The sequence below is a fragment of the Streptomyces sp. NPDC034111 genome (assembly GCF_055575375.1).
Genome location: NZ_JBVIST010000024.1, coordinates 99,833 through 109,186 on the forward strand (window position 1 = coordinate 99,833; position 9,354 = coordinate 109,186).

A 9,354-nucleotide genomic window follows, 5' to 3' on the forward strand; every position below is an offset into this window, starting at 1 on the left:
ACGTTGTACGAAACCGACATCGGTGTGGGGCGCCCCGCACACGTACCGTCGATGCATGACCACTGTCGAAGATCTGCCCGCCGGCGCCAACGACGCTCGCGGGCGCGTCGCCGAGCTGCACGCCATCCGTGAGCAGGTCCGGCGAGGACCCAGCGAGCGGGCGACCGAAGCGCAGCGTGCCAAGGGCAAGCTGACGGCGCGCGAGCGGATCGAGCTGCTGCTGGACGAGGGTTCGTTCAACGAGGTCGAGCCGTTGCGGCGGCACCGGGCGACGGGCTTCGGCCTGGAGGCCAAGAAGCCCTACACCGACGGCGTGATCACCGGCTGGGGCACCGTGCACGGCCGGACCGTGTTCACCTACGCACATGACTTCCGGATCTTCGGCGGTGCGCTCGGCGAGGCGCACGCCACCAAGATCCACAAGATCATGGACATGGCCATCCAGGCCGGCGCCCCGCTGGTCTCGCTCAACGACGGTGCCGGTGCCCGTATCCAGGAGGGCGTCTCCGCACTGGCCGGCTACGGCGGCATCTTCCAGCGCAACACCAAGGCCTCCGGGGTCATCCCGCAGATCTCGGTGATGCTCGGCCCGTGCGCGGGCGGCGCGGCCTACAGCCCCGCCCTGACCGACTTCGTCTTCATGGTCCGCGAGACCTCGCAGATGTTCATCACAGGACCCGACGTGGTGCGCGCGGTGACCGGCGAGGAGATCACCCAGAACGGCCTGGGCGGCGCCGATGTGCACGCCGAGACCTCCGGTGTGGCGCACTTCGCGTACGACGACGAGGTCACCTGCCTGGAGGAGGTCCGTTACCTCCTGTCGCTGCTGCCGGCCAACAACCGGGAGAACCCGCCGGTGGTGCCCTGTGAGGACCCCGCCGACCGGTCCGGTGACGCGCTGCTGGACCTGGTTCCGGCCGACGGCAACCGGCCCTACGACATGCGCAAGGTCATCGAGGAGATCGTCGACGACGGCGAGTACCTGGAGGTCCACGAGCGCTGGGCGACCAACATCATCTGTGCGCTGAGCCGGTTCGACGGCCGGGTGGTGGGCATCATCGCCAACCAGCCGCAGTCGCTGGCCGGTGTGCTGGACATCGAGGCGTCCGAGAAGGCCGCCCGCTTCGTCCAGATGTGCGACGCCTTCAACATCCCGATCGTCACCCTCCTGGACGTCCCCGGCTTCCTGCCCGGCGTCGACCAGGAGCACGGCGGCATCATCCGGCACGGCGCCAAGCTGCTCTACGCCTACTGCAACGCCACCGTCCCGCGGATCTCGATCGTGCTGCGCAAGGCCTACGGCGGCGCCTACATCGTCATGGACTCGCAGTCCATCGGCGCCGACCTGACCTACGCCTGGCCGACCAACGAGATCGCGGTGATGGGCGCCGAGGGCGCCGCCAACGTCATCTTCCGCAAGCAGATCGCCGAGGCGGACGACTCCGAGGCCATGCGCACCCGCATGGTCAAGGAGTACAAGTCCGAGCTGATGCACCCGTATTACGCGGCCGAGCGCGGCCTGGTCGACGACGTCATCGACCCCGCCGAGACCCGCCACACGCTCATCCGCGCCCTGGAGATGCTGCGCACCAAGCACGCGGACCTGCCGGCCCGTAAGCACGGCAACCCGCCCCAGTAACCACACCCTGCACCCGCACCCGGCACTACGCCCACCGCGACGACGGAGAAGACACCGTGAACCCTGCCCTCCGCACCGACTCCATCCGCGTGGAGAAGGGCCAGGCCAGCGAGGAAGAGCTGGCCGCCCTGACCGCCGTCCTGCTGGCCCGCGCCGCCCACCGGCCGGCCGATGCCCCGGCCCACCCGCGCGCCACCGCCGCGCGCTGGCGCCGGCTGGAGCGCCAGACCGGCTTCCACGGCGCCACCAGCTGGCAGCGCTGAGCCGTTGCACTCCTGAGGGGCCCCGCACTTCGGTGCGGGGCCCCTCAGCCGTTCAACTCCCGCCCGGACGCCGGGGCATGACCGTTCCTCACCATTCGTTCGGCAGTGTTACGGTTCGGCATCCCGCGTCCGAATCAAGGCGTAGGTTCGCCCCAAACCTGGGGAGCAGAGCTGTTCAAGCCGCGCTGCCCGTGCTGGCATGCGCTCGTCATCCCACACCTGGTGCTCCCGCTCCGCGGGCCCTAGGACGACCGGAAGGACGAGCCCATGCTCAGCACGCTGAGTGTTGGTGCCGCAGTGGCATCCTTGCTCCTCGGATCGGCATCCCCCACCGCGCCGGCACGGTTCGGCGATGAACCGCCCACCGGAAAGATCACCATTACCGTCGCCACGGTGAACGGATCGGGTTGCAGACCCGGCAGCGCCGCGGTGGCCATCGCACCCGACAACACCGCCTTCACCGTCACCTACAGCGAGTACCTGGCCCAGGCGGGCGGCTCCAGCAAGCCCACCGACGCCCGTAAGAACTGCCAGATCGCGCTCAATGTGCATGTCCCGCAGGGCTTCACCTACGCGATCGCCCGGGCCGACTACCGCGGCTACGCCTCACTGGCCCCGGGCGCCAAGGGGCTGGAGCAGGCCAACTACTACTTCCAGGGCCAGCAGCAGACGGCCCGTAAGAGCCACACCTTCAAGGGGCCCTACGACAGCAACTGGCAGACGTCGGACGAGACCGACATCGACGCGCTGGTCTACGCACCCTGCGGCGAGGAGCGCTACTTCAACATCAACACCGAACTGAGGGTGGACGGCAAATCGGCGGACCCCAAGGTCACCAGCTTCATGGCCATGGACTCCACCGACGGCAGCATCAACACCCTGTACCACTTCGCATGGAAGCACTGCCCCACCCGCAAGTAAGGCCCGGAGAACACCCATGGGGCCCGTACGCAGCCGCGTACGGGCCCCATGGGCGGCGCCAGGGCCAAAGCCCGGGCGCGGTGGTCTGCTAGCGCAGGCGGGCCATCAGCGCATGCTCGACGAGCGTGATGAGCGCGCTCTTGGCCTCGCTGCGGTGGCGCGCGTCGGTGGTGATGATCGGCGCGTCGGGGCCGATCTGGAGCGCCTCACGGACCTCGTCGGGCGTGTAGGGCTGGTGTCCGTCGAAGCCGTTGAGGGCGATGACGAACGGCAGGCCGCTGTTCTCGAAGTAGTCGACGGCCGGGAAGCAGTCGGCCAGACGCCGGGTGTCGACCAGCACCACCGCACCGATCGCACCACGGACCAGGTCGTCCCACATGAACCAGAAGCGGTCCTGGCCGGGCGTACCGAACAGGTACAGGATCAGGTCCTGGTCCAGGGTGATACGGCCGAAGTCCATCGCGACGGTCGTGGTCGTCTTGTCCGGCGCGTGCGTGAGGTCGTCGATCCCCGCCGAGGCGGAGGTCATCACGGCTTCGGTACGCAGCGGATTGATCTCTGAGACGGCCCCGACGAACGTGGTCTTGCCCACGCCGAAGCCGCCCGCCACCACGATCTTCGCGGAGGTGGTGGAGCGGGCTGCACCGCTAGAGCTTGCGAAGTCCACTGAGCACCCTTTCGAGCAGTGTCACATCTGGCTGTCCGCCGGCGGTCTCGTCCCCGCCGGGCTGATGGATGGCGACAAGTCCGGCCTCCGCCAGGTCGGCGACGAGGATCCGGGCGACGCCGAGGGGGATGGAGAGAAGCGCGGAGATCTCGGCCACTGACTTGATCTCACGGCAGAGGTGGCAGATGCGCTGGTGCTCCGGCAGCTGGCCTTGCAGCTTGGAGGGGTCCGCGGTCGTGCTGACCAGCGCCTCGATGGCGAGCTGGTAGCGCGGCCTGGTGCGCCCTCCGGTCATGGCGTACGGGCGCACGAGCGGGTTGTTCGCGCCGCTGGGGGCGGGCTCGGGCTTCCGCGGCGGCTGCACCGGCTGGATGCGCGGCGCCTGCGGCTCGTCGTACACCGACGGCTCGTACGGCTGGGAGTCGTACGGCCGGGGCTGCTGCTGGGGCTGTGGCTGCTGCGGCTGGAGCCGCTGCGGCCGACGGCTCGGCGCAGACGGGAAGTTGAAGCGGTTGTTATGGGTGTCGCCCACAGGTCCGGACTCCTGCCCGGAACCGTACGGGTATCCGTTCGGGGGCGTTGCCACGTCTCCTCCTCCAACTTGCCTGTCTGACGCCGGTCGCGCCACCGAACCATAAGGCCCGGTGGCGGGAAACGCACTGCCTGTCTGTTAGTTGAGAAGGCTGCCCTGCAGTTCGGCGCGCAGGTCCGGCGTCAGGACGCTGCCCGCGCGGTCGACCAGCAGGGCCATCTCGTAACCGACGAGGCCGATGTCGCACTCGGGGTGCGCGAGAACGGCCAGCGACGATCCGTCGGAGACGGACATGATGAAGAGGAAGCCGCGCTCCATCTCCACCACGGTCTGGTTGACGCTCCCGCCCTCGAAGATGCGGGAGGCGCCGGAGGTCAGCGACGTCAGCCCGGAGGCCACCGCCGCCAACTGATCGGCTCTGTCACGAGGGAAACCCTCGGACATGGCGAGGAGCAGCCCGTCCGCGGAGACCACGACCGTGTGGGACACCCCAGGGGTGTTGTCCACGAAGTTGGTGATCAACCAGTTCAGATTCTGCGCCGCCTGGCTCATCGGGCTCACACTAACGCTCCTGATCGTAGGTGCTGCCGGGGCCGAAGCCCTGTTGGTCATTCTGGGGGACCCCGGAGGGGTCCGTGCCGACGCTGCGTCCCTGCTGGACGCCGCGGCGCAGGTTGCTCAGCCTGCCGCGGACGTCCTCCGGAGCGCGGGAGACCTGGGGGCCGCCCTGCGGAGTCTGCTCCGCGGCACCCTCGACCAGGTTGGCCTTGGGCACCCGCCGGGGGAGGCCGGAGGCTGTGACTCCGCCCGCCTTCGGCTCGCGCAGCCGCTCCGCCCGCTCCCAGCGCTCGTCGTTGGAGCTGCGCCAGTCGGAGCCGTCCTGGCCGGTCTCCGGCGTGCCCCGCTGCTGCTGAACCTGCGGTGCCTGCTGGTCGCGGCCTCCGCGGCGCGGAAGGCCGGCGTCCGTCAGCGAGGGGGCGTCGCTCGGTGTGGGGCCCGGACGCTCGAATGGTACGCGCTCGGACGCGTCAGCGGGAGCGGCAGGGGTATTCCGGTCAGATTCCGCTTCGGTTCCGAAGTAGCCCTCGAATGCGGGGCGTTCGGCCCATTCGTCCGGCTGTGCCGCTTCGTGGGAGACGAATGGCTGCTGGCCGGTGGTCTCCGCGAAGTGCGGGTCGCCGAATGCCTGGCTGCCGTGCGACCGGTCGTCATAGAGCGGTTGATCGGCTTCCGGATACCCCGGGGAGGGGAAATCCTGGGACGGGAAATCCTGGTAGCCGGTGGGGGACGGCTCCTGCTCACGGAAGAGCGGATTCCCGCCGCCCTGACCGCCGTCCTGGCCCTGGTGCGGACCGGCCTCGGCCTGCTGCTCGCCGGTCGCCTGGGCCTCCAGCGCCGCCCGGCGCTCCTCGCGCATCAGCGAGCGGCCGACCATGTCCAGCTCGGCGGCGTCCGGCCGTCCGTAGGCGCTGTCGTCGAAGCCCAGCTCGGCGGCGGTGGGCTGGTGGCCCGGGCCGTCGTACGACTTCTGCTGGTGCTCCGGCACGATCCGGGAGACCGTGAAGTCGTCCTCGAACTGCTCCTCGCCGCCACCGCCGTGGGTGATCGCCTCGGGCAGCATGACCAGGGACGTGGTGCCCGCCTGCTCGCCGGAGGGGCGCAGCTGCACCCGGATTCCGTGCCGGTCGGCCAGCCGGCCGACCACGAACAGGCCCATGCGCTGGGAGATCGCGGCATCCACGCTCGGCGGGTTCGCCAGCTTGTGGTTGATGTCGGCAAAGTCCTCGGGGGTCAGCCCGATGCCCTTGTCGTGGATCTCGATCATCACCCGGCCGTCGGGCAGCCGGGTCGCGGCCACCCGCACCTTGGTCTGCGGGGAGGAGAACGTGGTGGCGTTCTCCAGCAGCTCGGACAGCAGGTGCACGAGGTCGGTCACGGCCGTGCCGTGGATCTCGCTCTCGGGGACGCCGGTGAGGTCTATTCGCTCGTACGACTCGACCTCACTGATCGCCGCCCGGAGGACGTCGACCAGCGGCACCGGCTGGTTCCAGCGGCGGCCCGGCTCCTCGCCCGCGAGGATGAGGAGGTTCTCGCCGTTGCGGCGCATACGCGTGGCGAGGTGGTCGAGCCGGAAGAGGCTCTCCAGCTGGTCCGGGTCCGCCTCGTTGTTCTCCAGGTCGGTGATCAGCTCCAGCTGGCGCTCGATCAGGCCCTGGTTACGGCTGGAGAGGTTGGTGAAGATCGCGTTGACGTTGCCCCGGAGCAGCGCCTGCTCGGCGGCGAGCCGGACGGCCTCGCGGTGCACCTGGTCGAAGGCGCGGGCGACCTCGCCGATCTCGTCGGTGGTGGCGATCGGGATGGGCGACACCCGGGTGTCGACCCGGCCCGGGTCGGTCCGCGAGAGCTGGTCGACCAGCATCGGCAGCCGCTGTTCGGCGATACCGAAGGCGGCATTGCGCAGCTGGCGCATGTTGCGGCTCATCCGGCGGGCCATCATGCCGGCCACCACGAACGCGGCGATCAGCGCGGCCACCGCGATACCGGAGTCCACGAAGGTGGACCGCCGGGCGTCGTCGGCGATGTGCGCCGCCTCGTTCACGGCCTTGTCCGCCAGGTCCTTCTCGATGGACCGGTACATATTGAACTTGCCGGTTGCGGCCGCGAAGTAGCTGTCGGAGGTGACGCCCTTCGGACTCAGCGTCTCCGGCGCCGCGCCGGTCCCGATCCAGGTGCCCATCTGGTCGATCGGCGGCGGGGTGCGGAACGGCCGGCCGGCGGCCTGCGCCTGGGCCTTTGCCTGTGCGATCTTCTGCTGCGCGGACTGCTTGAGGGCCGCGGCGTCCTTCTTCAGCCGCTCGACGTCCTCGGGCGTACCGCCGGAGGTGTACTCGCCGATGGCGATGCCCTCCAGGTAGCGGTACGACGCGAAGGCGGTCAGCTGGAGCTTGTGCTCCTTGCCGCCCTGCGGGGACGCCGGGTCGACCAGGAGGTGGGTGCCGATGGAGCGCTGGAGCGACTCGGCGGCCTTGGCCAGCGCCACGGCGTAGACGGTGCGGCCGTAAGAGGTGATGTTGCCGGTGCCCAGGCCGAGTTCGTTGGCGAACTCCATCAGCGGGTGCTGGACCTCGACATAGCCCTCCTCGGTCTGCACACCGCGCAGCTTGGAGGTGAAGGCGACCTGGCGCAGCTGCTGGAGCTTGGGCTCGGCCTTCTCGAAGGCGGCGAGCCGGCGTTTGAGGCCCGGCTTGTCCGGCATGGCCTTGGCGGCCTGGTGGAACGTGTCGGCGGCGGCGTCGGTGGCGTCCCTGGCCGCCTGGACGGCCGGGTCGTCCTTCTTGCCCTGGAGCAGGGGCGCCGCGGTGCGGTCGCGCTCGTCGATCACCGCGTTGCTGTAGGAAAGCGCGGCGCGCACGAGCTTCGCGGTGTTCTCCGCGTCCTGCGCCTCCTGCCAGGTGGCGAACGAGCTGTTGACCCGCAGGCCGCCGAAGACCAGGGCGACCAGTACGGGGATCAGCAGGATGGCGTTCAGTCGGGTCGCCACGCGCCAGTTGCGCGGCGAGTACTTACCGCCGCTGACCGGAGGCTTCGCGACCGTGTTTTCGGGCGCGTCGGAAGCCGGTACGCCACCTCTCGGTGGCGGGGTGAAGTTGCCCCGCCGCGGTTCCTGCGGCTCGGGGCTCGACTTGCTTCGCCTCACTCGACCAACAACCTCTCGGCGCCGGCACTACCTGCTGTGCCGTTTCTTCTTGGCGTTCCTACTCCGGAGTTCAGCGAATTTCAGCACGTCAGGGCGGTGCGTTCCAAACACTGGACAAAGCCGGAGCAGGCGCTGAAGCGCCTTAGATAAAAGGGGCGTTAGGGGCGAGAGACGCCAAAAGGCCGGGAATTTGTGAGCACAGCGAAGCCGGGCATGCGCATGGGGTGTCGAAACTTCGGTGATTCACTGTCGAAACGTTATGAAGCAAATTTGTCGGCGTGTCGAAGGACACAGGTCCATTCCGCGCATCGCGGGAACCGGCCCGGGCACGACGGACCATCAGCGGAAGGCAACTTCCGTACGGCCCGCGCCAGATGAGTGGCGGGGCCGTCGGCGCTCCTACTGGAGGCGGGCCATCAGCGCATGCTCGACGAGCGTGATGAGCGCGCTCTTGGCCTCGCTGCGGTGGCGTGCGTCGGTGGTGATGATCGGGGTCCCGGGGCCGATCTGCAACGCCTCACGCACCTCGTCGGGCGTGTACGGCTGATGCCCCTCGAAGCCGTTGAGGGCGATGACGAACGGCAGCCCGCTGTTCTCGAAGTAGTCCACGGCCGGGAAGCAGTCGGCCAGACGCCGGGTGTCGACCAGCACCACCGCACCGATCGCACCACGGACCAGGTCGTCCCACATGAACCAGAAGCGGTCCTGGCCGGGCGTACCGAACAGGTACAGGATCAGGTCCTGGTCCAGGGTGATCCGGCCGAAGTCCATGGCCACGGTCGTGGTCGTCTTGTCCTGGACGTGGCTGAGGTCGTCGATGCCCGCCGAGGCGGAGGTCATCACGGCCTCCGTACGCAGCGGATTGATCTCCGAGACCGCGCCGACGAAGGTGGTCTTGCCCACGCCGAAGCCGCCCGCCACCACGATCTTGGCGGACGTGGTGGCGCGGGCGGAACCCCCGTCGAAGCCGTTGTCAGATCTTGCGAAGTCCACTGAGCACCCTCTCGAGCAAGGTCACATCCGGCGTGCCGCCGGCCTCGCCACTGCCGCCGGGCTGGTGGATCGCCACCATTCCGGCCTCCGCCAGGTCCGCGACCAGGATCCTGGCCACGCCGAGCGGGATGTGCAGCAGCGCGGAGACCTCGGCAACCGACTTCACTTCGCGGCACAGGTGGCAGATCCGCTGGTGCTCGGGAAGCAGCCCGGGCAGCTGGGAGGGGTCGGCGGTCGTGCTGACCAGCGCCTCGATGGCGAGCTGGTAGCGCGGCCGGGTCCGGCCTCCGGTCATGGCGTACGGGCGCACCAGCGGCTGGTCCCCTTCGTCCCCGTACGGCGCTTGGCTGTAGGCGCCGTACGGGCCGGAAGTGGCAGGTGGCGGGGTCATGGGTCCTCCGGACGGGACAGAGCACTGTCGTCGGTTTGGGCCGGTGGGGGGTGGCGGCAGTGGAATGGGTTGGCAGGGGCTGAACGGTGGCGCTGCGGACGCCTCAGTGCAGCAGGCTGCCCTGGAGTTCGGCGCGCAGGTCGGGCGTCAGCACCGTGCCCGCGCGGTCGACCAGCAGGGCCATCTCGTAACCGACGAGGCCGATGTCGCACTCGGGGTGCGCGAGAACGGCCAGCGACGATCCGTCGGAG

General features: G+C 69.3%; 9 protein-coding genes and 1 pseudogene. 3 read left to right on the top strand and 7 right to left on the bottom strand.

From position 1 onward, the window contains the following. The first annotated feature begins 55 nt into the window (after nucleotides 1–55). From ACZ55A_RS33860 to ACZ55A_RS33870, 3 genes are all read left to right on the top strand, one after another. Nucleotides 56–1,639 carry an acyl-CoA carboxylase subunit beta gene (locus tag ACZ55A_RS33860; protein WP_468848458.1) on the top strand — a complete coding sequence of 528 codons (1,584 nt, stop codon included), beginning with the start codon at nucleotides 56–58 and terminating at the stop codon, nucleotides 1,637–1,639. A gap of 56 nt (nucleotides 1,640–1,695) precedes the next feature. Next, on the top strand, nucleotides 1,696–1,902 hold the full coding sequence (locus ACZ55A_RS33865) for an acyl-CoA carboxylase epsilon subunit (RefSeq protein WP_468848461.1): 207 nt from the start codon (nucleotides 1,696–1,698) through the stop codon (nucleotides 1,900–1,902). 267 nt (nucleotides 1,903–2,169) lie between these two features. Then, nucleotides 2,170–2,823: a DUF4360 domain-containing protein gene (locus ACZ55A_RS33870; protein WP_468848464.1), complete on the top strand. Its 654-nt coding sequence runs from the start codon at nucleotides 2,170–2,172 to the stop codon at nucleotides 2,821–2,823. 88 nt (nucleotides 2,824–2,911) lie between these two features. Here ACZ55A_RS33870 and ACZ55A_RS33875 read toward each other — a convergent pair whose 3' ends face one another. From ACZ55A_RS33875 to ACZ55A_RS33905, 7 genes and pseudogenes are all read right to left on the bottom strand, one after another. Next, complete coding sequence (locus ACZ55A_RS33875) at nucleotides 2,912–3,490, bottom strand: GTP-binding protein (RefSeq protein ID WP_073447656.1); 579 nt, start codon at nucleotides 3,488–3,490, stop codon at nucleotides 2,912–2,914. Next, the gene (locus ACZ55A_RS33880; protein WP_468848466.1) at nucleotides 3,471–4,076 is read right to left on the bottom strand and encodes a DUF742 domain-containing protein; all 606 of its coding nucleotides are present in this window, start codon (nucleotides 4,074–4,076) and stop codon (nucleotides 3,471–3,473) included. The genes ACZ55A_RS33875 and ACZ55A_RS33880 overlap by 20 nt, the downstream gene beginning before the upstream one ends. Nucleotides 4,077–4,160: 84 nt before the next feature. Then, nucleotides 4,161–4,574: a roadblock/LC7 domain-containing protein gene (locus tag ACZ55A_RS33885; protein ID WP_030257992.1), complete on the bottom strand. Its 414-nt coding sequence runs from the start codon at nucleotides 4,572–4,574 to the stop codon at nucleotides 4,161–4,163. 10 nt (nucleotides 4,575–4,584) lie between these two features. Further along, on the bottom strand, nucleotides 4,585–7,719 hold the full coding sequence (locus tag ACZ55A_RS33890; protein ID WP_468848469.1) for a sensor histidine kinase: 3,135 nt from the start codon (nucleotides 7,717–7,719) through the stop codon (nucleotides 4,585–4,587). Nucleotides 7,720–8,118: 399 nt separating this feature from the next. Next, complete coding sequence (locus ACZ55A_RS33895; protein ID WP_468848472.1) at nucleotides 8,119–8,712, bottom strand: GTP-binding protein; 594 nt, start codon at nucleotides 8,710–8,712, stop codon at nucleotides 8,119–8,121. Beyond that, nucleotides 8,693–9,103, bottom strand: a complete 411-nt coding sequence (locus ACZ55A_RS33900; protein WP_468848474.1) for a DUF742 domain-containing protein — start codon at nucleotides 9,101–9,103, stop codon at nucleotides 8,693–8,695. Before ACZ55A_RS33900 ends, ACZ55A_RS33895 begins: the two co-directional genes overlap by 20 nt. 103 nt (nucleotides 9,104–9,206) lie before the next feature. Further along, nucleotides 9,207–9,354 (bottom strand): annotated as a pseudogene (locus tag ACZ55A_RS33905) (roadblock/LC7 domain-containing protein); the annotation flags it as partial.

Bases quoted from the DNA above. Each gene is read 5' to 3' on its own strand.
- ACZ55A_RS33900 (WP_468848474.1), bottom strand. From the start codon at position 9,103: ATGACCCCGCCACCTGCCACTTCCGGCCCGTACGGCGCCTACAGCCAA.
- ACZ55A_RS33885 (WP_030257992.1), bottom strand. From the start codon at position 4,574: ATGAGCCAGGCGGCGCAGAATCTGAACTGGTTGATCACCAACTTCGTG.
- ACZ55A_RS33870 (WP_468848464.1), top strand. From the start codon at position 2,170: ATGCTCAGCACGCTGAGTGTTGGTGCCGCAGTGGCATCCTTGCTCCTC.
- ACZ55A_RS33860 (WP_468848458.1), top strand. From the start codon at position 56: ATGACCACTGTCGAAGATCTGCCCGCCGGCGCCAACGACGCTCGCGGG.